Origin of the sequence: Vreelandella titanicae (assembly GCF_014697095.1) — a bacterium.
Taxonomy (GTDB): Bacteria; Pseudomonadota; Gammaproteobacteria; order Pseudomonadales; family Halomonadaceae; genus Vreelandella; species Vreelandella titanicae.
In genome coordinates this window covers 2,260,546-2,283,613 of record NZ_CP059082.1, presented here as the reverse complement: position 1 = coordinate 2,283,613, position 23,068 = coordinate 2,260,546, and the positions used below count along the sequence as shown (strand labels likewise).

Sequence of the window (23,068 nt, the reverse complement as noted above, 5' to 3'; positions counted from 1 at the left end):
GAACATGACATGAGCACAGCATTTGAACACCCGACCTACAACTACAAGGTGGTTCGGCAGTTCGCGATTATGACCGTTGTGTGGGGCATTGTGGGAATGACAGTGGGTGTCATCCTCGCCTCGCAACTGGTTTGGCCGCAACTGAACCTTGGCCTACCTTGGACTAGCTTTGGGCGCCTGCGTCCGTTACACACTAACGCCGTAATTTTCGCCTTTGGCGGTTCGGCGCTCTTTGCCACGTCGTACTACGTTGTCCAGCGTACCTGTCAGACACGGCTTTTCTCTGACAAGTTAGCGGCCTTTACCTTTTGGGGCTGGCAAGCGGTCATTATCTCAGCGATAGTGTCCCTGCCCATGGGCTACACCACGACCAAGGAGTACGCTGAGCTTGAGTGGCCGATCAATATTTTGATCGCGGTCGTATGGATCAGCTACGCCATTGTGTTCCTAATGACGATCAAAAAACGCACCACGTCGCACATTTATGTGGCGAACTGGTTCTTCGCGGCGTTTATTTTGACCGTTGCGGTGCTGCATATCGTCAACAACGCGGCCATCCCAGTGACCCCCATGTACTCCACCTCGATCTATGCCGGAGCAGTGGATGCGATGGTGCAGTGGTGGTATGGACACAATGCGGTAGGCTTCTTCCTGACTGCAGGCTTCCTGGGCATGATGTACTACTTCGTGCCGAAGCAGGCTGAGCGTCCGATCTACTCCTACCGCCTTTCAATCGTCCACTTTTGGGCATTGATCATGATCTACATGTGGGCAGGCCCTCACCACCTGCACTACACAGCGCTGCCGAACTGGGCACAGTCGCTGGGTATGATTATGTCGATCATCCTGTTGGCTCCCTCCTGGGGTGGCATGATCAACGGCATGATGACCCTATCAGGGGCTTGGCATAAGCTGCGCACGGATCCCACGCTACGCTTCTTGGTGGTTGCTCTGTCGTTCTACGGCATGTCTACCTTTGAAGGCCCGATGATGGCGATTAAGACCGTCAACGCGCTTTCGCACTACACTGATTGGACCATTGGTCACGTTCACTCCGGCGCGCTTGGCTGGGTAGCGATGATCACCATCGGCTCAATGTATCACCTGATTCCGCGCGTCTTTGGTCGCACTGAAATGTACTCGGTCAACCTGATCGCCGTGCACTTCTGGCTGGCCACGATCGGCACCGTGCTATACATCGCCTCCATGTGGGTTAACGGTATTCTGCAAGGCTTGATGTGGCGGGCGATCAACCCTGACGGCACCTTGATGTACACCTTTGTTGAAGCCGTTGAAGCCAGCGCGCCGGGCTACTTTGTTCGCTTAATCGGCGGCCTCTTCTGGGTCACCGGCATGCTGATCATGGCGTTCAACGTTTACATGACCGTTAAGCGTCGTGAGGCCATCAGCCATTCAGCGCCACAAGCTGCTTAAACCGGGGAAGTTGAGACCAATGAAACACGAGATTGTCGAAAAGAACGTTGGCCTGCTTGCCGTGTTGATCCTTGTCGTGATCAGTTTCGGCGGCTTGGCTGAGGTGGTTCCACTGTTTTTCCAGAAGCAGACCACCGAGCCGGTTGAAGGCCTGGAGCCGCTGTCAGCCCTGGAGCTGGAAGGCCGTGACATCTATCGCCGCGAAGGTTGTGTGGGCTGTCACTCGCAAATGGTGCGCCCGTTCCGTGCGGAAACCGAGCGCTATGGTCACTACAATGTGGCGGGCGAGCAGGTGTATGAGCACAACTTCCTATGGGGCTCCAAGCGCACCGGGCCAGACCTAGCGCGTGTTGGCGGCCGCTATAGCGACGACTGGCACCGCGCTCACCTCTACAACCCCCGGGATGTAGTCCCTGAATCGGTAATGCCGGCTTACCCCTGGCTGTTTGAAAACACCCTCGATGGTGATGCCACTCCCCAAAAGATGCGTACGCTGCGTCAACTGGGCGTGCCCTATACCGACGAAGATATCGCCAACGCTACTGACGACGTACGCGGCACCCAGGAAATCACGGCCCTGGTCGCGTACTTACAGCAGCTCGGAACCGTGCTCGAGGGCACTCGCTAAGTTATGGATACGGGAACTTTTCGCGGTCTCATCACGCTGATCTTGATTTTCGCGTTTATCGGCATTGCCCTCTGGGCGTACTCCAAGCGACGCAAGCCAGATTTCGACGAAGCGGCTAATTTGCCCTTTGCAGACGACGATGAGCAACCGACCAGTGACAAGCACGCTTCGCGTGAACGCGACAGCGAAGCGCATTCCCGCGACGACAGGGGAGATAAGAATATATGAGTAATCTATGGGGTGACTCCCTATCCGGCTTCTGGAGCGCCTGGATCATTATCATTACGCTGGGCACGATTGCGTTGAGCGTATGGATACTGCTGGCCAACCGCCGTACCGATAAAACGCCTGACGCGGACGGGAACGTTGAAACCACCGGCCACGCCGCCGATGGCATCGAAGAGTATGACAACCCGCTGCCAAAGTGGTGGTTCCAGCTATTCGTTTTAACGGTGGTCTTTGCACTGGGTTACTTGGTGCTTTATCCCGGCCTGGGCAACTACGCGGGGATATTGGGCTGGTCGCAAGAGGGGCAGTGGGAAGAGGAAGTGGCTCAAGCCGAAGAGCGCTTCACGCCGATTTTTGCCCAGTATCAGGAGGTGCCCATTCCTGAGCTTGCCGAAGATCCGGAGGCGATGCAGGTCGCTGAACGTATCTACCAAAACAACTGCGCAGTGTGTCACGGGTCAAACGCTCAGGGTGGCTACGGCTTCCCTAACCTGACCGACGACGATTGGCTATACGGTGGTGAGCCAGAAAATATTTTGGCCACTCTCAATAATGGCCGTAACGGCCTAATGCCCTCCTGGCAGCAACTGGGGCAGGAGAATATTGAGAACCTGACGCAATACGTACTTTCGCTGTCTAATGAAGAGCATGACGAGGCGCAGGCTGAACAGGGCGAAAGCACCTTTATGGCGGTGTGTGCTGCCTGCCACGGCCCCAGCGGCACGGGTAACACGGCTCTCGGCGCACCCAACCTGACCGATAACACTTGGCTTTATCTGGCACCCGGCCAGGAAGTCGGTGACTCTATCCGTCAAACGCTGCGTAACGGTCGTAACGGTCATATGCCTGCGCAAGCGGCCTATATTGGTGAAGAGCGTGTTCACCTGGTTGCCGCCTATGTGTATAGCCTGCGCTTAGCGGACTGATTGACCGCTGACAGATAGCAGTTACCGTCAGCAACGCTAGCCAAGCAAGGGTGCGGCCCCAAACCGCACCCTTTCTTTATACCCAACCCGATACAATATTAACGAAACACCTAGACCGCGACTAAGCATCATATTTAACAAAGCACATGATTTAACTGAGCATTTCGTTTAGTTGAAGAAAGGTGCCACCTCTCCTGCCTTCTGAGCCGGGAATATCGCCATGGAAAAGATACCAAGCCAAGACGTCACGCCGAATCCGGTGGGACATCACGTTCCCTCTGAAACGGTTACCCAAGAAATGTACGCCAAGCGGCGACACATTTACGTGCGCGAAATTAAAGGCGTTTTCCAAAAGCTACGGCGCAGTGCCAACTGGGCGTTAATGCTGGCATTTTTTCTTTTACCGTGGATTAACATTGGTGGTCGGCCGTTAATTCTATTCGACCTGCCTAACCGTGAATTCCATATTTTTAGCGCCACGTTTTACCCGCAGGAGTTCATCCTGCTGTCATGGCTGCTGATTATCTGCGCCTTTGGGCTATTTTTTATTACCGTTTTTGCGGGTCGGGTCTGGTGTGGCTACACCTGTCCGCAAAGCGTTTGGACATTTCTATTCATTTGGCTTGAACACCGTATCGAGGGCTCGCGCAATCGGCGCATCAAACTCGATAACCAACCGATGACCGCCGACAAAGCTTGGCGCAAGGGGGCTAAACACACGGCCTGGCTGCTCATTGCCCTCGCCACCGGCATTACCTTTGTGGGTTACTTCACGCCGATTCGTGATTTAGTGACAGAGCTCCCCACCCTTGAAGCTCACGGCTGGTCCTACTTCTGGGTTGGTTTTTTCCTGGTATTTACTTACCTCAACGCGGGCTGGCTGCGCGAACAGGTGTGCATCTACATGTGCCCCTATGCGCGTTTCCAATCGGTCATGTTTGACCGCGACACATTGATCGTCTCCTACGATGAATCACGTGGCGAACCCCGTGGTCATCGCAAAAAAAACCTAAGCCATTTAGAAGCCCGCGAGGCAGGCTATGGCGACTGTATCGATTGTGACCTTTGCGTGCAGGTCTGTCCTACCGGCATCGATATCCGCGATGGACTGCAGTACGAGTGTATTACCTGCGCCGCCTGTATCGATGCCTGCGATAGCGTGATGGATAAAATGGGCTACCCGCGGGGCTTGGTGCGCTACACCACCGAAAATGCTCTGGAAGGCAAAAAGAGCCATATCATGCGCCCGCGCCTGCTCGGCTACTTCGCCGCTCTGGTGCTGATGGTGGGCACCTTTGCCTGGGCCATTAACGACCGCATGCCGCTCAATTTTGACGCTGAACGCGAGCGTACCCAGCTCTACCAAATGACCCGCGACGGTCAGATTAGCAATGTATTTAGCCTGACCATTCGCAACCTGGATGATCAAGACCACACCTACCAGCTAAGCGTTGCTGGATTGCCCAGCCTCACTCTAGACAGCAGTACTATTAGCGTACCCGCGGGGGAGTCGCGCTTCGAAGCCGTCACCGTGACCGCCGATCCCGACGATTTACAGCAACCCAGCCACCCCATTGTATTCACGCTGCAGGCTAAACAGGATGCGGATATTCGTATCGAGCGCGAAACCAGCTTCCTGGGCAATATTAGGAGATAAGCAACTATGTCATCCCTACCCTCTGGCGATAAGGTGACGCCTTGGTATAAGCAGTTTTGGCCGTGGTTTTTAATCGGCATTCTGCTCTCATCCATTATGTTTAGTATTACCTTTGCCGTTATGTCGGTTAAAAGCTTCGATGGCATGGTTGTTCAGGAGGATTATTACAAGCATGGCAAAGCCATCAATATGGTGCTTGCCAAGCAAGACCGTGCCAGAGAGTTAAACCTAAGCGCAGATTTACGCCTTGATCCGCTTACCAGCGATATTGTGATTGATTTAAGCGGCGATGCGCGTCCCGACAAACTCTATTTGGATTTTATCTTCCCTACCGAAGATGATCGTGATCAATCCTTCGTACTTGAGCATGTCCGTGACGGCCGCTATATCACACAAGGCCCTGACAACCTGCGTTACCGCTGGTATCTGCAGATTCAGCCCGCGCTGGAAAATGCCGATTGGCGCCTTACCGGTGAAGCCACATTCCCCGATGAAGACAGCGTCACACTACTGCCGGGAGGACGCAAAGCAAGCGAATGAGCGACGTAACGACTGCCGCGCCCTGCTACCACTGTGGTAACCCGGTGCCCGCTGGGGCGCCCTGGTCGATTACCCTTGATGATCATGCCCATCCGCTCTGCTGCCCTGGCTGCGAAGCGGTGGCCCATGCCATCGTCGATGGGGGCCTTGAAAGCTACTACCGCTACCGTACCGAACTGCCCGAACGCCCTGATGAGCACCAGGCTGCCAAAGCCGATACCTGGTCGGTGTTTGACGACCCCGGACTTCAGGCACAGTTTGTTCACCCCGACGGCGATGAGGGCAACGTCAAAGCGACCCTCGCCATCGAAGGCATTACCTGTGCTGCCTGCGCCTGGCTGATCGAGCACCGCCTGAATGCCTTAACGGGAATTGCCACCAGCGCCGTGAACTTAACTCACCACCGCCTGCGGGTGAGCTGGGATCCTCAGCAGCTGAAGCTCTCGCAACTGCTGGCCGAACTGGCCGCGATTGGCTACGAGGCCCAGCCCTACGAGCCAGACCAGGCCCAGGCGCGCCTGCAGCATGAAGAGCGCATGAACGTACGTCGGCTGATTATTGCCGCCGTCGGCATGATGCAGGTGATGATGTTCTCGATCCCGATCTATGTCTCCGGCTCCGGTGAAATCAGCGAAGACTTCTACGCACTGTTCCACTGGCTCTCCTTTGCCCTGGCCACGCCAGTGGTGTTTTTCTCCGCCCAGCCGTTTTTCCGCAACGCCCTGCGCGACCTGCGCACCGGCGTACTGGGCATGGATGTGCCGGTGTCACTGGCAATCGGCGGGGCGTATCTTGCCAGCAGCTATGCGGTGCTGTTTGACGTGGGCGAGGTCTATTTTGACTCGGTGACCATGTTCACCTTCTTTTTGCTGTTTGGCCGCTACGTGGAGAGTCGCGCCAGGCGCCGCAGCGGGCATAGCGGCAATGCGCTGAGCGGCGTGCTGCCGATTTCGGCCACACGGCTGGACAGTGACGGCAGCGAGCGCATTTTGCCCGCCAGCGAACTCACTCCCGGCGATCGCGTATTGATCAAGCCCGGCCATGGCGTGCCTGCCGATGGCATCATCGAGGAGGGTGAATCGAGCCTGGACGAATCAATGCTGACCGGCGAATACCTACCAGTAACCCGCCGAGTGGGCGACCGCATTACCGGCGGTAGCCAAAACATGGAAAACCCGCTGGTGATAAGGGTTACCCACACAGGGCGCGATGCCCGTGTAGCGGGTATCGTCGATCTGACCGACCGTGCCTTTGCCAGCCGCCCACGGCTGGCCCAGATGGCTGCGCGCATGGCACACCTATTCGTGCTGCGCCTGCTGGTAGTAACGGCTTGCGTGACCCTCGCCTGGTGGTTTATCGACCCTTCACGGATGCTCTGGGTACTACTTTCGGTGCTAGTGGTGACCTGCCCCTGTGCCTTGGCGCTGGCCACTCCCGCGGCACTGGCAGCTGGTCATGGCCAACTGCGAAAGCGCGGCGTCTTGATCACCCGCGCCGATGCCATGGAGACGCTCTCTAACGTTACCCGGGTGATTTTTGATAAAACCGGCACCCTAACCCGCGGCGAAATGCACCTTACCCAAACCCAGCCCTTTGGTGAATTAACCGCCGAGCATGCACGGGCCATTGCCGCCGCCCTTGAAGCCCACTCGGAACACCCGATCGCCCGCGCCTTTCGGCCGTTCCGAGAGGCTACCCTGCAAGCCAAAGATATTCACAGCCACACCGGGCAAGGGCTCGAAGGGACCCTAAACGGCGCTCGTTGGCGGTTGGGCAAGCCCAGGTTTGCAATAAATGGCGCAATGGCTAGCTCAATAGATAGCGCCGTGGATAACGTCATGGCGGCGCCTGCCAAAGGCCAATGGCTGCTGCTTAGTGAAAACGGTGCACCCCGCGCCTGGTTTGGCCTGCACGATGGCGTTCGCGACGACGCTGCCGCCACGATCAAAGCCCTCCAGGCTCTGGGCTTAAGCGTGGAGCTGCTATCTGGTGACACCGAGGATGCAGTGGAAAGCCTGGCCGATCAGCTCAATATTGCCATCTGGCATGCGGGCACCAGCCCAGAAGGCAAGCTGGCCCGGATGAAAGAGCTTCAAGCCGCAGGCGAAACCGTGGCGATGATTGGTGACGGCATTAACGACGTGCCGGTGTTAGCCGGTGCCGATGTGGCGATTGCCATGAATGGCGCAACGGATCTAGCCCGCACCCGCGCCGACGCAGTGCTGCTCAGCCCACGTCTGATGCGGATTTTTGAGGCCATCGAGATTTCCCGCGCCACCCGGCGTATCATGCGCCAGAACATGATTTGGTCAGTGTGCTACAACGTTTCGGCGCTGCCGCTGGCGGCAATGGGTCTGGTGCCGCCCTGGCTAGCCGCAATTGGAATGTCGCTTAGCTCGCTAGTAGTGGTGGGTAATGCCCTGCGACTGTCGCGCTGGCGACCTCAGCCCGCGCCAACGCTAGACACTTCAACACCGGTGGCCGCATGACGATTCTTTATCTGCTGATCCCGCTTTCCCTGATTTTGCTGGGCCTCGCCGTCTGGGCGTTTTTCTGGGCGGTGAAAAATGATCAGTTCGATGACCTAGAAGGCCCAGCGCACCGCATTCTATTTGATGAGGATGAAAACGATCTTAGCCCTGAGCAGCGCCGCCAGCATCAGCAGGCAAAGCAAAAATCTTCCGAACCATCAGCGGCAGACACACCCGACGACCAAGAGCCTCGGCCATGAATCCAACGGGGCTTGATCTGCCGCCGCTAATGGCGGCGTTTGTGTTTGGCTTGATGGGCGGCGCCCACTGCATTGGTATGTGTGGCGGCATTATGAGCGCGCTCACCTTTGCAGTTCCCCCCAGCATGCGTCATCCGGCGCGCATGGGAGGCCTGCTGCTCAGCTACAACACAGGCCGCATTGTTAGCTATATGAGCGCAGGCGCGCTGGTGGCACTGCTAGGCACGCTGTTTTCGCTTTCCGCCACGGCACGAATGCTGCTTCAGGTGTTTGCCGCGCTGATGCTGATCCTGATGGCACTGTATATCGCCAACTGGTGGAAAGGGCTGCTCAAAGTGGAGGCGGTTGGCCGCCGTCTATGGCGCTTTATCGAGCCTGTGGGGCGGCGCTTAATGCCGGTGGTGTATATCCCTCAAGCCTTCGCGCTGGGCGCACTTTGGGGCTGGCTACCCTGTGGGCTGGTCTACTCCATGCTGGCCTGGAGCTTGGCGATTGCCGACCCGTTCCAGGGCGCGCTGCTAATGGGCGCATTTGGGCTAGGCACCCTGCCGGCGCTGCTCGCCACTGGCCTCGCTGCGCGCCAGCTAAACCACTTGATTCGCCACCCGGCGACGCGCAGCGTGGCGGCACTAACGATTATCGCGTTTGCGCTGTGGCAGCTCTGGACTCTTACGGCACACAACCTCTAATAGCATGACGTGGCTCAACATTTACCTCCTCACCACGGGTTAGGCTAGCGGCATATCCTAACGTCGGAGCGCCCCTTCATGCCCGTTCATACCCCTGCTGCCTTGCCTCTTGCACCCGCTGCTGCCGCAGCCCCTATGCAGCCGGTGTGGGACGAAGCGTTACTGCGTCGCTACGACACCAACGGCCCACGCTACACCTCCTACCCAACAGCGCTATCGTTTCACGACCAATTTACCCCTGGCGACCTGACCCAGGCGCTGGAGCGTAGCAATGCCAGTAAGCGTCCGCTCTCGCTGTACGTTCATGTGCCCTTCTGCCGCAAGATCTGCTTCTACTGCGCGTGTAATAAAATCGCTACCAAAAACACTGCCCTTGCCGAGCCCTATATAGCCCGGCTTGACCGTGAAATGGTGCTGACCGCACGCCATTTGGATACATCACGACCGGTGGAGCAGTTGCATTGGGGCGGCGGCACGCCGACATTTCTCAGTTTGAACCAAATGGGCGACCTGATTGATCGGCTGGATGCACGTTTTGGTCTTTCATCGTCTGCTGATCGCGATTACGCAATTGAAATAGATCCTCGCGAAGCGGATGTGTTTACGCTGCGCCATCTCGAATCCCTCGGCTTTAATCGCATCAGCTTGGGCGTTCAGGATTTAAGTCCACTGGTGCAAAAAGCGATTAATCGTATCCAGCCTCGGGTACTTACCGAAACGCTGATGGATGAGGCGCATCGCCTGGGCTTTCGCTCGCTCAATCTCGACCTAATTTATGGCTTGCCATTTCAGACTGAAAAGAGCTTTGCCAACACCCTACGCCAGGTGATTGAGCTCAACCCGGCGCGCCTTTCTGTGTTTAATTACGCGCATATGCCCGAGCGTTTTGCCCCGCAGCGGCGCATTAATGTCGATGACTTGCCAGGCGGAGAAGAGAAGCTAGCGATTCTGCGCACCACCATCGAAATGCTCACCGCAGCTGGCTATGTGCATATCGGTATGGATCACTTTGCCCGCCCTGACGATAGCCTGGCTATTGCCCAGCGCGAAGGCTCGCTGCAGCGCAACTTCCAGGGCTACTCCAGCCATGCTCAGTGCGACTTAATCGGGCTTGGCGTATCGGCGATTTCCCGTATTGATGACGTCTATGCGCAGAATCCTAGCGATCTGGCCCGCTACGAAGCGGCGCTGGATCAGGGGCAGCTTGCCACCGTGCGTGGCATACGCTTAAGTGATGACGACCTGATCCGCCGGGATGTAATTGAGCGGCTGATGTGCGATATGGGCATTGACCTGGCCGCCGTTAGTCAACGCTGGAACATCGATGCCCCCCGCTACTTTGCGCCAGCGCTTGAGCGCCTGCAGAGCGCCGAACAGGATGGCCTGCTGACCCGCAGCGCTGATCAGCTTAACGCCACGCCGATGGGGCGGCTGCTGATTCGCCATATAGCGATGGCGTTTGATACCCACCTTTCCGGGCAAACGGGACAACGGTATTCTAAGATTGTTTAATCACCTTATTGCAGGCATGCTAAAGCGACTATAATAAGTAAGGATTTTCTAATTGATAAGTGTGACCCACTCAAGGAGCAACGCATGTTGGAACCCATGAGCCGTCGTCGCTCACTACTCCACGAAACTCGCTGCCAAACCTGCAGCTTGAGTTCTCTGTGCTTGCCGCTTGCCCTTGAGCTGGACGATATGGGGCAGTTCGACGCTATTATTCGTCGCCGTGCACCACTCAAAAAAGGCGAGCCGCTGTTTCGTCAGGGCGACACCTTTACCAGCGTTTACGCAGTCCGTTCGGGCAGTTTGAAACAGGTCACCGCCGAAGGTAACGGCAGCGAGCAGCTAACCAATTTCTACCTGCCCAGTGAATTGGTGGGGTTGGATGGCATTGACGAAGAGCATTACCCCGGTAGCGTTATCGCCCTGGAAACGACCACCGTCTGCGAGATTCCTTTTGACCGCCTGGACTTACTCTCGGAGGAGCTACCCGAACTGCGTGGCCAGCTTTATCGTAGCATGAGCAAAGAGTTGCGCGATGACCGGCGTATGATGCGGCTACTTTCGCGTAAAACCGCCGATCAGCGGCTGGCAAGTTTTTTGATTACCCTCTCGGATCGTTTTCGTCGCCGGGGCTACTCGCCTTACAGCTTTCGCCTCTCAATGCCCAGGGCTGATATCGGCAACTACCTGGGCTTAGCGGTGGAAACGGTCAGCCGCATACTAAGCCGCTTTCAGCAGCAGAGTGTGGTGGCGGTCTCCGGGCGAGAGGTCAACATTCTCGATATGCCGCGCTTGATTACCCTCGCCGAAGAGGAAGAGCAAACAGTTAGCTGACGTTAAAGGCTTGGATACGCCCCGCCAGTAGCTCTGCTTGCTTGGCCTCAAGGCCTTCAAAATCGAACAGGCTGCGGTCGGCCAACTGGGAAGGGGCAATGTTGGTGACAGCCTTGAACATGCTCTCCAGGCGGCCAGGAAACTTTTTGTCCCACTCGGCGAGCATCTCTTTGACCACCTGACGCTGCATATTAGGCTGTGAACCGCACAGGTTGCAGGGAATAATCGGAAACGCCATCAGCCGCGAAAACTCGGCGATATCAGCCTCTTTGCAGTAGGCCAACGGCCGAATAACGATATTCTTCCCATCATCGGATAGCAGCTTTGGCGGCATCGCTTTCAGGTTGCCGCCAAAGAACATATTGAGAAACAGTGTTTCGAGAATATCTTCCCGGTGATGGCCCAGGGCTATCTTATTGGCGCCAATCTCTTCGGCAAAGCCATACAACGAGCCGCGCCGCAGCCGTGAACAAAGCGTGCAGGTGGTTTTACCTTCCGGGGTTTTCTCTTTTACCACCGAGTAAGTATCGCGCTCGACAATGTGGTACTCCACGCCCTGCTTATCCAGATACGCAGGCAATACGTGCTCGGGAAAACCCGGCTGTTTTTGATCCAGATTGACCGCTACCAGCGAAAAATTGACCGGCGCATTGCGCTGCAAATTGCGCAAAATCTCCAGCATCGTGTAGCTGTCCTTTCCACCGGAGAGGCAGACCATTACGCGATCACCTTCATTGATCATTTGATAATCAATGATCGCATTGCCCACTTCTCGGCGCAGACGCTTTTGCAGCTTGTTAAATTCACGCTTCTGCTTCGCATCAGCCAGCTCAGGCTGGTCGTGCTCAGCGTCAGCTGGGGTGGCTCCAACCGTATCAAGGTGAGCAGGATCAAAGTGATCAAGAGTTTGCATGGTATAAGCACTGCCGAGGGTAGAAGGCGTGAGAGAAAAAAGTAATAACTATTCTAACAACACTCACCGCCTGACCCAACTAATCAGACGTAGCCACACAAGATATCGCAATTGGAAGTGACTATTTTGACCGCTGCACCATACCTCGGTGCGAGGGCAGCTTGGAGCGAGGGTCTTTTGTCATGGATGACAAAAGTAGCGCCCAGGGAGGGGTTCACAGCGCCCTCGCGGAAAGCTGTCCTCGCCACGACGAAAGAGACTACTATGCCACCTGCGCCATAATACGCTGCAGGCGCATATACAGCAGTGCGCTGGCGGTGGCCTCTCCAAGCACACTCTGCATGCCCATGACGGGTACTTGCCAGCATGCCAACGCCTGGGCGAAGCTGCTGGGCGCTTCGACCTCCGGGTGCAAACGGCGCAGTTGGCGCTGATGCAGTTTTGCCACATCGACCTGGGCGTTGGGCAGGGCAAAATTCAGCCGCTTACTGAGTAGTGCATTCAATGCTCCAATGCGCCTCTCTAACTGCCAGCCAACGATGGGCCGATTGCCGATAAATTCTACTAGCGCGCTCAAGTTATCACTATTTGGTGGCAGTATCTCCCCCGCCTCGCACAGCAAGTGATGACGGCGCAGCGTTGCGCTCTCGGGCTGCTTTGCGCTACCAAGGGTGATCACAAAAGCACGACTGGTATGCACCTGCTGATGGCTCAGCACCACTGCCGCCACGCTGATCACAGGTGATGATTGCGTGGGCGTTGCTGTGCAGGCGAGCGCCACCAGCTCTTCGCCCATATAGGGCTGAAACAGCCAGGCATAGGGGGAGTCTGCACAACGACGCCGGTCACTTTCACGCCTTAACAAGGTGCGCAGCGAGCCGCTAAATAGCGTCACATGTCGATCTAACAGCCGCATTCCGCTCACGAATACTCCAAATGGTAACGGTGGGAAAGCCGCTGCTTAAAGTCTTTGACAATATGCATCGCTTCGCGCAGTAGGTCGCGCTCCAGGGAAGAGAGGTTCTGCACCACGACACGGTTAGCGCGTCTGCTGCTTTGGGCGTTAGTTTCTTTCGCATCCGCAGAAGTTTCCAGCGTACTTAGCTGCTGCTTGAGGCGCAGCTCAGAAAAGAGCGCCAACGCTTCGCCCAGGTCATCGGCAAAACGGCGATCCAACCGGCCGTCAGTAACCAGGGCATCCAAGCGATCAAACGTCGAGGTGGCTTTGATGCGCCGCTCAAGCGCCATGGTGCGGACACCGTGCACGATAGGGAAAATACCGCCTTTCTTGATATCGATACCGTGCTGAGGCTTTTTCAGCGAACCAAACAGCGTCAGCGGCGTCGAAAAGCGCAGCGCCGTGCGGGCAAAATAGGAAAGCAGCAGCTCATCGCCCGAGCAGCGTTCAAACAGCTCATCGCGCACGCTCTCAAGCAAGCTCGGGTTGCCCGCCACGCCATGAGCATCGAGCATAATGGCCAGCTTCATCAGGCTATCGCCATCACGCTCCCTGGCCCACTTGGCAATATTACCTTTCCATTGGGATACCGTGGCCACCCACTCGGGGTTAGACACCATAATGTTGCCGGGGCACGGCGGGTAACCAAGCTGAATCAGGGTATCGGTGAGCGTTTGCATATGGCTGGCAAGATCAGGCCACTGGGTTTCATCGGCAAGAATCAAGCCGTTATCCTGATCCGTTTTTAGAATCTGCTCACCGCGCCCTTCGCTGCCCATCACCATCATGCAGCTCTGCTCGTGATAGCGCTTATCGACAGTGAACTCCCAGGCCTTGCTAATAATACGGCCGTTTAGTGCCGCAAGCAGATCCATCGCAAAGCGCAGCTTAACGCCCTGGGCCATCAGCGCTTTGACCAGCTCCGGGGTGCGCTGACTGGCAGCTGAAAGCGACTCTAAGTTGGTCGCCTGCTCGATCTGCAGGCTCACCACATAGCTGCGGCTTGAGAAGTAGCTAAGCACGTCGGTGAGCTCTACAACGCCTTTCAAGACGTTTTGCTCCATCACTACCACCCGCGCCACTTTATGGCGGGTCATCAGCACCAATACTTCAAATAAGTACTGATCCGGTGCGACGGTCACCAAGTTAAAATGGGCGATCTTATCCACCGATGATGTTACCGCGCTGCCCTTTAGCACTAAGGCGTTGAGCAGATCGGTTTTGGTCACCATGCCGAGGGTGTCGTCCTGGGTCGACACCAGCAGGCTGTCGGCGTGACTTTCGTTGAGCTGTTTTACAGCGCTAGCGATATCGGTCGTCGCTGCCATCAGCAGTGGCGCACGCATGCACTCGCTTACCTTGGCCAGCATAAAGCCTGCCATGGTGACGCCACCTTCGGCGCGCTTTTCGGTCATCAGGCGCGCCTTATGGGTCAGCGATTGGCGAAAAAAACTGCTGAAATCAGGATAGTGGCGACACAGCTGCTGAAACAGTGCTTTAGGCATTAGGTAACACAGGCACTCCTGTTCAGCCTTAAAGCGGTAGCGGCTTTTACCGTTGAGAATACTGATCGCGCCAAACAGGTCCCCTGCCGTGTAGTGACCAATACGCGCGGTAGATGAGGGCAATGTAGGATCGATTTCCGCCACTTCGCCTTTATGGATCAGATAAACGAACTCACCCGCTTGGCCAGTCTCTAAAATGATTTCGTCACGATCAAAATAGGCCAGGTCAATGCCACGACGAATGTGGTCACGCCCCTCATCGTCAAGAAGCGTAAACGGCAGTTGGGATAGATCCACATCGACCATGGGGTATAACCTCATTAAACGGGCTGCGACTAACCGGGTTGTGTCTTAAGGCGCGCTAGCAGACATAAGCAAAAATAAATAAACGTCGTGACTCGATACTGGCCCACATAAATTGGCCCACACCAGCGCTTCAAAAAAAATGTTATCGATTATTATATGAAGGTGGCTGTACGGGTATAAAGGATTCACTTCCCAAGTAGCAAGTATAACCTTGTTATACCTTTAGCTATCACGCTAAAGTCGAAGCGACTTTTGATACACGACCAAAGTATCGACACTTACTAACCGTGCTTCCGGCAAAACCCAGGACATGTATTTAAAGTAGCCAATAACTGCTTTTATTTGCTCACTAGACTATCGTCCTATAGCTCTTCAAACGCCTACAAAATTCGCTTAAACAGCCTCTAAAAACTCGTATTTTCAATAACATGCATCTTACCAAAAGCCAATTCGTCGTTTATTGATACCAAAGTCTGGGATTTATTTTTTGACGTTTATTGCCCAGTATTAACAATGAGTCATGCAGGGTAATCGCACGTCACTAACTAACTCGACATTTCATATCGAATAATAAGGTGATGTACTAACAGAAGCTGACTCACCACTCCTATCGATAGGGTGGCTTTAGACGTGCGATTGCCCTGATGGGTCACACGCTATTCCTCGTGAACTTTCCCAACCTTAAAAATCACAAGTGGAGAGCAACACAATGGCAGATGACAAAACCAACGCTGCTGAATACTGGAAAGCAAACGTCCGCTTAATTTTCGGATGCTTGGCTGTTTGGGCATTTGTTTCTTACGGATGCGCTATCCTTTTTCGCCCGCTGCTCGCCGGTATTCCGGTTGGCGGTACCGATCTTGGCTTCTGGTTTGCACAACAGGGCTCAATCCTAACGTTTATCGTGCTGATCTTCTTCTATGCCTGGAAGATGAACAAGCTCGATCAAAAATTTGGCCTTGGGGAGTAAGCCGGTATGAGCCAGTTTGCAATTAACTTACTGTTCGTCGGCGCCTCTTTTGCCTTGTATATAGGCATTGCGATTTGGGCGCGCGCCGGCTCAACGAAAGACTTCTATGTCGCGGGGGGCGGGGTTCACCCGATCACCAATGGCATGGCCACCGCAGCGGACTGGATGTCAGCTGCATCGTTCATTTCCATGGCGGGCCTGCTAGCCTCAGGCGGCTACGCCAACTCTACTTTCCTGATGGGCTGGACTGGTGGCTACGTTATCCTCGCGATGCTGCTAGCACCTTACCTGCGTAAGTTTGGTAAGTTCACCGTGCCTGACTTTATCGGCGACCGCTTCTACAGCAACACCGCTCGCTTAGTGGCTATCGTCTGCTTGATTGTGGCGTCGGTTACCTACGTTATCGGTCAAATGACCGGTGCGGGCGTAGCGTTCTCTCGCTTCCTTGAAGTCAGCAACACCTGGGGTATTTGGTTAGCCGCGCTGATCGTTTTCCTCTACGCCGTATTTGGTGGTATGAAAGGCATTACCTATACCCAGGTAGCCCAGTACATCGTTCTAATCATCGCTTACACCATTCCTGCGGTGTTTATTGCCTTCCAACTAACCGGCAACCCGATTCCGATGTTCGGTATGTTCAGCACGCATACTGAATCCGGCATTCCGCTGCTGGCTAAATTGGATGACGTGGTTAGCGCACTTGGCTTCCGCGACTACACCGCCGATGTGGACAACAAACTCAACATGGTGCTGTTTACCCTGTCGCTGATGGTCGGTACTGCCGGTCTACCCCACGTTATCATTCGCTTCTTCACCGTCCCGAAAGTAGCCGATGCTCGCTGGTCTGCTGGCTGGGCGCTGGTGTTCATTGCCCTGCTTTACCTCACGGCTCCTGCGGTCGGTTCAATGGCACGTCTGAATCTGGCGACCACCGTGTACCCAGAGATGGCGGGGCAGGTTGAAAACTACGAAGAGGCTGCGCAAAACCCGATTCTGTACGAAGAACGCCCTGATTGGGTTCGTACATGGGAAGAAACAGGCCTTATCACCTTCAACGATCTCAACAATGACGGCCGTATCCAAATGTATAATGATGCTGCCGACTACTCTGATCGTGGCTGGGAAGGCAACGAGCTAACCGTCAATAATGACATACTGGTACTCGCCAACCCGGAAATTGCCAATCTTCCCGGCTGGGTTATTGGTTTGATTGCAGCGGGTGGTATCGCCGCAGCACTCTCGACAGCTGCAGGCTTGCTGCTGGCGATCTCGTCGGCGATCAGCCACGACTTGATCAAGACCATGATCAATCCCAAGATCACCGAGAAAGGCGAGATGTTGGCAGCGCGAATCTCCATGGGTGGTGCCATCCTGTTGGCCACTTACCTGGGGCTTAATCCGCCGGGGTTTGCAGCACAAACGGTGGCATTAGCCTTTGGTATCGCCGGTGCATCACTGTTCCCCGCGCTGATGATGGGTATCTTCTCCACGCGGATGAACAGCTCAGGCGCGGTCGCCGGTATGCTGGCGGGCTTGATTTGCACCCTGCTTTACATCTTTACCTACCTGGGCTGGTTCTTCGTGCCGGATACCAATATGCTGGCAAACACGCCGGATAACTGGATCTTTGGCATCTCGCCGCTCTCCTTCGGTGCCGTAGGCGCGATGATCAACTTCGCCGTTGCCTTTGCGGTTTCCAGAGTGACAGCTGCACCGCCGCAGGAAATTCAGGATCTGGTGGAAAGCGTTCGCTATCCGAAAGGTGCTGGCATGGCGATAGACCACTAAGTCATACTCCTTCCTGATGCGTTATCGCCATACGGCGATAACGCTTTGGAATCGACCTCATCATCGGGCTTCCTTAGGGAGGCCCGATGGCTTTTATAGATAGCTTTTATAGACGGCTTTTTGAAAGGATAAATTATGATTTGGCACTTGATCGCCGCCGTTTTTGCAGGCCTTGCGGCAGCCGGGATTGGCCTGATACTGCGCAATTTGAGCGGCAAACGTTTACCCAAATGGATAGTCCCGGTGTGTGGCGGACTGGGTATGCTGGGTTATCAAGTTCAGGTGGAGTACAGCTGGTTTGACCACAAGCAGGCACAACTGCCCGAGACCGCCACGGTCATTTCAACCGAAAGCAGCACGGCGGTATGGCGCCCATGGACTTTTGCCATTCCGATGATCACCAAATTCAGCATGGTGGATAGCGAGAACATCCGTATTACCGAGCAGGATGACACCCGTTTAGCGGAATTTATCCTTTATCAGTTTGAGCGCCATCACACCGATATTTTGATCACCCAGCCCTATCTACTCAACTGCGAGAGCCGTGAGCTAGTGCCCCTGGATAAAGACTCCCGCGACCCTATCCTCGAAGAGATACGCACGCTGCGCGAAACATCACCGCTACTCAACAACGTATGCGCCTAGACAAATAAACAGCCCGTGGTACAAACGGTCGTACACGACCCGTTGTTTCGCCTAGAATGAAGCCTTTTGACTGGCGCACGTTAAACACTCTGGCGGGGAGAAAGGCATGTTTCACGGCGGGCTACTGGTAGCGGTTTCGTTACTCTACATTGCCGTTCTATTTGGCATCGCTTGGTACGGTGATCGCCGCGCGCGTACCCACGGCGCCACCCGTCGGCGTCCGATCATCTATAGCTTGGCACTGGCCATTTACTGCACCTCGTGGACGTTTTACGGCGCGGTTGGCCAGGCAGCCACCGCGGGATGGTCGTTTGCGAGCATCTTCGTCGGACCGATTTTAACGTTTTTACTCTTCTGGCCGGTGCTGGCCAAAATGATCCGCGTTGCCAAACATCAAAACGTCACCTCGATTGCCGATTTTATTGCCTCCCGTTACGGCAAAACCCAGTCGCTGGCCGCCTTTGCCAGTCTGGTTGCCCTGGTCGGTACCCTGCCCTACATTGCCCTGCAGCTAAAAGCAGTTTCCACTACTTTTAGCGTGCTTACCGATGCCACCGATGTGACCCATACGCCGTTGTTTGGCGACACGGCCTTCTATGTGGCCATTGTGATGGCAATTTTCGCGATTCTATTCGGCACCCGCCACACCGATGCCACCGAACACCACGAAGGCTTAATCCACGCCGTGGCATTCGAATCGCTGGTCAAGCTGCTCGCCTTCGTGGTGCTTGGCGCCTTTGTTACCTGGGGTATGTTTGATGGCCTGGGTGAGCTGATGGGGCATGCCGAAAGCCAGCTCGAACTCCAGCGCCAGCTGGCCAACCAGGATTTTGGCCAAAGTTTCTGGGCCCAAACGCTGCTCGCGATGCTGGCGATTCTGTGTCTTCCCCGCCAGTTCCATGTGGCAGTGGTGGAAAACATTCACCCTGACGACGCCACGAAAGCGCGCTGGCTGTTTCCACTTTACCTGTTGGCCATTGCCTTTTTTGTGGTGCCCTTAGCCGCCGCTGGTCTGCTGCTGTTTTCCGAAAGCGGCGTAGAGCCCGATACCTACGTACTGGCTCTATCCATGGCCTCGGGCCACCAATGGTTAACGCTACTCACCTTTATCGGCGGTTTCTCGGCGGCCACGGGCATGGTAATTGTCGCCGCCGTGGCCGTGTCGATCATGATCTCCAACGAAATCGTTATCCCGGCGCTGTTCCGGCTGCGCTGGTTTGATACCAAGGCACGGGATTATGGGCGCTTGGTGCTACGTGCGCGGCGTTTAACCATTGTTGCCGTACTGGCCATGGCCTACGGCTTCTACCAGCTGATTGCCGAATTTACCTCGCTGGCCTCGATTGGCATGCTCTCGTTTGCCGCTGCCTCGCAATTTGCCCCAGCGCTGATTGGCGGCCTCTACTGGAAGCGCGGCAACCGGCTTGGGGTGATTGTCGGTATGAATGCGGGCTTCGCCATCTGGGCCTATAGCCTGCTTATGCCCGCGATGATCAATGCTGGTGTGCTGCCGACTGGCTGGCTTGACGGCGGCCCGTTGGGGCTCAATTGGCTATCGCCCACGACGCTATTCGGCCTCAACTTAGGTGACAGCTTTACCCACGGAGTGATGCTGTCACTCGGGGTAAACCTGTTCTGCTACATTTTCGTTTCCCAAGTTACCTCACAGCGAGTGGTCGAGCGTATTCAGGCCTCACTGTTCGTGGATAGCGTGGAAACACGCCAGACCTCGGTCAACCGCCCCTGGACCGGGGCGACCACCGTGGGCGATTTAAAAGTTCTGTGTGAACGTTTTCTAGGCGCGGGCCAGGTCGATCGCGCCTTTGAAGACTACGCCCGCCGGGTGGGTAAACCGCTGGACGACGGCACTCGCGCCTCAATCGATATTATTCAGTTCACTGAACGCTTTCTGGCTTCAGTGCTTGGCGCTTCATCGGCACGCATCGTGGTCAACTCGGCACTTCAGGGGCGCGGTATCGGCATCTCGGATGTGATTTCGATTGTCGATGAAGCCTCCCAAGTGCTGGAGTTCAACCGGGCGCTGCTCCAGGCCACCATTGAAAACATTAACCAGGGCATCAGCGTGGTCGATCAGAACCTTCGCCTGGTGGTGTGGAACCAGCGCTATCTTGAGCTTTTCCGCTTCCCTGACCACCTGATTCGCGTTGGCGCCCCCATAGACCGTATCTTTCGCTATAACGCCCACAACGGCGAGTATGGTCCGGGTGACCCGGAAGAGCACGTGCAGCTACTGCTCGACAATATTCGCGAAGGCCAACCCCACCGCTATGTGCGCTACCGCCAGGACGGCAGCGTGCTGGAAGTGCAGGGCAACCCAATGCCTGGCGGCGGTTTTGTGTATACCTACCAGGATATTACCCAACAAAAGCGCATCGAAGAGGCTTTGATTCGCTCGGAAAACAATATCCGTATCTATACCGATAACGTGCCCGCGTTGATTGCCTACTTCGACAAAGAGTGCCGCTACCTATTTACTAACCGAGCCTACGAGCAGGCGTTCAATATTGACCGCAACGCGGTCATTGGTCGCCGCTTTGAAGACGTGCTGCCAATTAAGCAGGCGGAGGAGCGCGCGCCATGGGTCGCACGCGCCTTGAACGGCGAACGGGTCAGCTTTGAAGTCTCGCTGCGGGTGAATGAGGCCATGCGCTATATGCTGGTCACTTACACGCCGCACTTTGGTGACAGCCAGGCGATCCTGGGCTTCTTTGCGCTCTATCAGGATATTACCGAACGCCGTCAGGCTGAAATTGCCCTTAAAGAGACCAATGAAACCCTGGAAGAGCGCGTGCGTGAGCGTACCCAGGCGCTCTCTGAAGCCAACGCGGCGTTGCGCCAGGAGAACCGGGTACGCGCCGAGGCAGAGCTCGCCCTGCGCCAGGCTAAGCAGCTCGCAGAAGATGCCAACGCTTCCAAAACGCGCTTTTTGGCCGCGGCCAGCCACGACTTGCTGCAGCCGCTTAACGCGGCACGGCTATTTACCTCTGCGCTGATGCAGAACGTGACCACTACCGACACCCAGCGCATCGTTGGCCATATCGATAACTCGCTGCAGGCCGCCGAGGAACTGCTAAGCACCCTGCTGGATATCTCCAAGCTGGACGCAGGCGCCCTAACGCCCCGCCGCAGTCACTTTGCCCTAGCGGATATCTTCCGCCCGTTACGCGCCGAATTTGAGGTGATGGCGGACGATCGCGGATTAGATTTGGAAGTCGTGCCTACCCAGCTTTGGGTGGACTCAGATCCTCAAATGCTGCGCCGTATCGTACAAAACTTCTTATCCAATGCGATTCGCTACACTCAAGAGGGGCGCGTGCTGTTGGGCTGCCGTCGCCAAAACGGTTGGCTCTCTATTGAAGTTTGGGACAGCGGCCCTGGCATTCCCGAGTCTAAATTGAGCGAAATTTTTCAGGAATTCCGCCGATTGGATCAGGTCTCCCGCCACAAAGAGAGCGAGAAAGGGCTGGGGCTAGGGCTCTCCATTGCCGACCGTATGAGCCGGGTGCTGGATCATCCTATCAAGGTACGCTCGACGGTAGGCAAAGGCGCGGTTTTCTCGGTTAGCGTACCGATTGTCACCGCCCACGAGTCAACCAGCACCGAGCTTGAGCCGCATGCACGGCGCGGCAGCCATAAGCTGAGCGGTACGCGGATTGTATGCATCGACAACGAGACGCTGATTCTGGAAGGCATGACCGCCATGCTTAGCGGCTGGGGCTGCGAGGTGTTTACCGCCACCAGTATCGGCGGGGCCAAATCGATCCTACGCAATATGGATGGCGACCCTGACGCTATTCTGGCGGACTACCACCTGGATAACGAAGTCACCGGCTTAATGGCGCTGGAAGCACTCAGCGAACGTTTTGAGGGGGCGGTACCGGGGATTGTGATTACCGCTGACCGTACCGAAGCGGTAGCTGAAGAGATCAAGCGGGCGGGCTATCAACTGCTGCTGAAGCCCGTTAAACCGGCGGCACTACGGGCGCTACTAACGCGCACGCTGCAGGCCAATCGTGCGGCGCGCTAAGCGCGCCGCGGTTAACACAGTCGTTGTTTGCTACTTGCTTAGGAAACGACTTTCGGCGGCTCGACTTCAAGCTTCTGAGCCGCGATAACCGCCTGGGTACGTGAGTGTACGCCCAGCTTGCGTAGAATCGCAGTCACGTGGGCTTTGATCGTGGCTTCAGAGACGCTCAGTTCATAAGCGATCTGTTTATTCAGCAGGCCTTCGGTCAGCATATTCAAGACGCGGAATTGCTGGGGCGTTAGCGAAGCAATCGCCTCGGCAAAACGCGACTCCTCTTCGCTGGTCTCTTCCAGCACGTTGGCCAACGCCTCAGGTAACCACACCTCGCCCTGCAGAATTTCGCCGACGGCTTCAGCAATTAGTTGTAGAGACGATGATTTAGGGATAAAACCCGACGCGCCGTAGTCAATAGCACGACGAACCACGTAGGGTTCATCACTACCAGACACTACCGCAACGGGGATATCAGGCATTTGACCACGCAGTTGGATCAAACCAGAGAAGCCATGGGCTCCCGGCATATGCAGATCCAGCAGAATCAAATCGGCATCTGGGTGGCGATTCACCACGTCAGTGGTGGCTTCCATGGTGTCCGCTTCGACAATTTCCGCCTGGGGGGCCAACTGGCGTAACGCTTGGGTCAGCGCTGCACGAAACAGCGGGTGATCGTCAGCGACGATAAACTTATGAGCTACTGCCATGGATATTCCTCCGGTTCCTCGAGCAGCGGGGTTGTCTGCCGCCGCGACGCTAGGCTCT

General features: G+C 55.8%; 19 protein-coding genes. 15 read left to right on the top strand and 4 right to left on the bottom strand.

From position 1 onward, the window contains the following. The first annotated feature begins 9 nt into the window (after positions 1–9). From ccoN to fnr, 11 genes are all read left to right on the top strand, one after another. Positions 10–1,434 (top strand): cytochrome-c oxidase, cbb3-type subunit I, encoded by a 1,425-nt coding sequence (ccoN, locus tag HZS52_RS10460; RefSeq protein ID WP_159177281.1) that lies wholly within the window; start codon positions 10–12, stop codon positions 1,432–1,434. Positions 1,435–1,453: 19 nt separating this feature from the next. Then, positions 1,454–2,062 (top strand): cytochrome-c oxidase, cbb3-type subunit II, encoded by a 609-nt coding sequence (gene ccoO / locus HZS52_RS10455; RefSeq protein ID WP_022522228.1) that lies wholly within the window; start codon positions 1,454–1,456, stop codon positions 2,060–2,062. Between the two features lie 3 nt (positions 2,063–2,065). Continuing rightward, a complete protein-coding gene (locus HZS52_RS10450) occupies positions 2,066–2,290 on the top strand; it encodes a CcoQ/FixQ family Cbb3-type cytochrome c oxidase assembly chaperone (protein ID WP_022522227.1) in 225 nt (74 codons plus the stop codon). Further along, a complete protein-coding gene (ccoP, locus tag HZS52_RS10445; RefSeq protein ID WP_159177282.1) occupies positions 2,287–3,216 on the top strand; it encodes a cytochrome-c oxidase, cbb3-type subunit III in 930 nt (309 codons plus the stop codon). Before HZS52_RS10450 ends, ccoP begins: the two co-directional genes overlap by 4 nt. Positions 3,217–3,436: 220 nt before the next feature. Further along, a complete protein-coding gene (ccoG, locus tag HZS52_RS10440) occupies positions 3,437–4,873 on the top strand; it encodes a cytochrome c oxidase accessory protein CcoG (RefSeq protein ID WP_159177283.1) in 1,437 nt (478 codons plus the stop codon). A gap of 6 nt (positions 4,874–4,879) precedes the next feature. Continuing rightward, positions 4,880–5,413, top strand: coding sequence for a FixH family protein (locus HZS52_RS10435; protein ID WP_009287410.1), 534 nt, complete (start codon positions 4,880–4,882; stop codon positions 5,411–5,413). After that, entirely contained in the window at positions 5,410–7,902 is a 2,493-nt protein-coding gene (locus tag HZS52_RS10430; RefSeq protein ID WP_190374697.1) for a heavy metal translocating P-type ATPase, read from the top strand. Before HZS52_RS10435 ends, HZS52_RS10430 begins: the two co-directional genes overlap by 4 nt. Beyond that, entirely contained in the window at positions 7,899–8,144 is a 246-nt protein-coding gene (ccoS, locus tag HZS52_RS10425) for a cbb3-type cytochrome oxidase assembly protein CcoS (protein WP_022522224.1), read from the top strand. Before HZS52_RS10430 ends, ccoS begins: the two co-directional genes overlap by 4 nt. Next, positions 8,141–8,833, top strand: a complete 693-nt coding sequence (locus HZS52_RS10420) for a sulfite exporter TauE/SafE family protein (RefSeq protein ID WP_190374696.1) — start codon at positions 8,141–8,143, stop codon at positions 8,831–8,833. The genes ccoS and HZS52_RS10420 overlap by 4 nt, the downstream gene beginning before the upstream one ends. A 78-nt stretch (positions 8,834–8,911) precedes the next feature. Next, positions 8,912–10,345, top strand: coding sequence for an oxygen-independent coproporphyrinogen III oxidase (hemN, locus tag HZS52_RS10415; protein ID WP_190374695.1), 1,434 nt, complete (start codon positions 8,912–8,914; stop codon positions 10,343–10,345). A gap of 84 nt (positions 10,346–10,429) precedes the next feature. Further along, positions 10,430–11,176, top strand: a complete 747-nt coding sequence (gene fnr / locus HZS52_RS10410; RefSeq protein WP_190374694.1) for a fumarate/nitrate reduction transcriptional regulator Fnr — start codon at positions 10,430–10,432, stop codon at positions 11,174–11,176. On the opposite strand, the gene ttcA is transcribed toward fnr, so the two are convergent. The 3 genes from ttcA to HZS52_RS10395 form a co-directional block, all read right to left on the bottom strand. Then, positions 11,169–12,089, bottom strand: a complete 921-nt coding sequence (gene ttcA, locus HZS52_RS10405) for a tRNA 2-thiocytidine(32) synthetase TtcA (protein WP_190374693.1) — start codon at positions 12,087–12,089, stop codon at positions 11,169–11,171. The genes fnr and ttcA overlap by 8 nt on opposite strands. A gap of 262 nt (positions 12,090–12,351) precedes the next feature. After that, the gene (locus tag HZS52_RS10400) at positions 12,352–13,005 is read right to left on the bottom strand and encodes a 3'-5' exonuclease family protein (RefSeq protein ID WP_190374905.1); all 654 of its coding nucleotides are present in this window, start codon (positions 13,003–13,005) and stop codon (positions 12,352–12,354) included. Positions 13,006–13,010: 5 nt separating this feature from the next. After that, complete coding sequence (locus tag HZS52_RS10395) at positions 13,011–14,858, bottom strand: DUF294 nucleotidyltransferase-like domain-containing protein (protein WP_190374692.1); 1,848 nt, start codon at positions 14,856–14,858, stop codon at positions 13,011–13,013. Between the two features lie 709 nt (positions 14,859–15,567). Between HZS52_RS10395 and HZS52_RS10390 the strand changes: the two genes are divergently transcribed. The 4 genes from HZS52_RS10390 (at position 15,568) to HZS52_RS10375 (ending at position 22,309) form a co-directional block, all read left to right on the top strand. Next, complete coding sequence (locus HZS52_RS10390) at positions 15,568–15,828, top strand: DUF4212 domain-containing protein (RefSeq protein WP_007113808.1); 261 nt, start codon at positions 15,568–15,570, stop codon at positions 15,826–15,828. A 6-nt stretch (positions 15,829–15,834) separates the two neighbouring features. Beyond that, the gene (locus tag HZS52_RS10385; RefSeq protein ID WP_009287414.1) at positions 15,835–17,616 is read left to right on the top strand and encodes a sodium:solute symporter family protein; all 1,782 of its coding nucleotides are present in this window, start codon (positions 15,835–15,837) and stop codon (positions 17,614–17,616) included. A gap of 135 nt (positions 17,617–17,751) precedes the next feature. Continuing rightward, positions 17,752–18,261: a hypothetical protein gene (locus HZS52_RS10380; protein ID WP_022522135.1), complete on the top strand. Its 510-nt coding sequence runs from the start codon at positions 17,752–17,754 to the stop codon at positions 18,259–18,261. A 106-nt stretch (positions 18,262–18,367) separates the two neighbouring features. Further along, positions 18,368–22,309, top strand: coding sequence for a hybrid sensor histidine kinase/response regulator (locus tag HZS52_RS10375; RefSeq protein ID WP_027958145.1), 3,942 nt, complete (start codon positions 18,368–18,370; stop codon positions 22,307–22,309). Positions 22,310–22,347: 38 nt separating this feature from the next. On the opposite strand, the gene HZS52_RS10370 is transcribed toward HZS52_RS10375, so the two are convergent. Next, positions 22,348–23,010: a response regulator gene (locus HZS52_RS10370; RefSeq protein ID WP_007113812.1), complete on the bottom strand. Its 663-nt coding sequence runs from the start codon at positions 23,008–23,010 to the stop codon at positions 22,348–22,350. Between the last annotated feature and the right edge of the window lie 58 nt (positions 23,011–23,068).

What these genes read in the sequence shown, in the direction of transcription:
- HZS52_RS10430 (WP_190374697.1), top strand. Translation starts at nt 5,410, where the DNA reads ATGAGCGACGTAACGACTGCCGCGCCCTGCTACCACTGTGGTAACCCG.
- HZS52_RS10400 (WP_190374905.1), bottom strand. Translation starts at nt 13,005, where the DNA reads ATGCGGCTGTTAGATCGACATGTGACGCTATTTAGCGGCTCGCTGCGC.
- HZS52_RS10395 (WP_190374692.1), bottom strand. Translation starts at nt 14,858, where the DNA reads ATGGTCGATGTGGATCTATCCCAACTGCCGTTTACGCTTCTTGACGAT.
- ccoO (WP_022522228.1), top strand. Translation starts at nt 1,454, where the DNA reads ATGAAACACGAGATTGTCGAAAAGAACGTTGGCCTGCTTGCCGTGTTG.
- ccoS (WP_022522224.1), top strand. Translation starts at nt 7,899, where the DNA reads ATGACGATTCTTTATCTGCTGATCCCGCTTTCCCTGATTTTGCTGGGC.
- HZS52_RS10450 (WP_022522227.1), top strand. Translation starts at nt 2,066, where the DNA reads ATGGATACGGGAACTTTTCGCGGTCTCATCACGCTGATCTTGATTTTC.
- ccoG (WP_159177283.1), top strand. Translation starts at nt 3,437, where the DNA reads ATGGAAAAGATACCAAGCCAAGACGTCACGCCGAATCCGGTGGGACAT.
- hemN (WP_190374695.1), top strand. Translation starts at nt 8,912, where the DNA reads ATGCCCGTTCATACCCCTGCTGCCTTGCCTCTTGCACCCGCTGCTGCC.
- HZS52_RS10385 (WP_009287414.1), top strand. Translation starts at nt 15,835, where the DNA reads ATGAGCCAGTTTGCAATTAACTTACTGTTCGTCGGCGCCTCTTTTGCC.
- HZS52_RS10435 (WP_009287410.1), top strand. Translation starts at nt 4,880, where the DNA reads ATGTCATCCCTACCCTCTGGCGATAAGGTGACGCCTTGGTATAAGCAG.
- ccoN (WP_159177281.1), top strand. Translation starts at nt 10, where the DNA reads ATGAGCACAGCATTTGAACACCCGACCTACAACTACAAGGTGGTTCGG.
- HZS52_RS10370 (WP_007113812.1), bottom strand. Translation starts at nt 23,010, where the DNA reads ATGGCAGTAGCTCATAAGTTTATCGTCGCTGACGATCACCCGCTGTTT.
- HZS52_RS10420 (WP_190374696.1), top strand. Translation starts at nt 8,141, where the DNA reads ATGAATCCAACGGGGCTTGATCTGCCGCCGCTAATGGCGGCGTTTGTG.
- fnr (WP_190374694.1), top strand. Translation starts at nt 10,430, where the DNA reads ATGTTGGAACCCATGAGCCGTCGTCGCTCACTACTCCACGAAACTCGC.
- HZS52_RS10375 (WP_027958145.1), top strand. Translation starts at nt 18,368, where the DNA reads ATGTTTCACGGCGGGCTACTGGTAGCGGTTTCGTTACTCTACATTGCC.
- ttcA (WP_190374693.1), bottom strand. Translation starts at nt 12,089, where the DNA reads ATGCAAACTCTTGATCACTTTGATCCTGCTCACCTTGATACGGTTGGA.
- HZS52_RS10380 (WP_022522135.1), top strand. Translation starts at nt 17,752, where the DNA reads ATGATTTGGCACTTGATCGCCGCCGTTTTTGCAGGCCTTGCGGCAGCC.
- HZS52_RS10390 (WP_007113808.1), top strand. Translation starts at nt 15,568, where the DNA reads ATGGCAGATGACAAAACCAACGCTGCTGAATACTGGAAAGCAAACGTC.
- ccoP (WP_159177282.1), top strand. Translation starts at nt 2,287, where the DNA reads ATGAGTAATCTATGGGGTGACTCCCTATCCGGCTTCTGGAGCGCCTGG.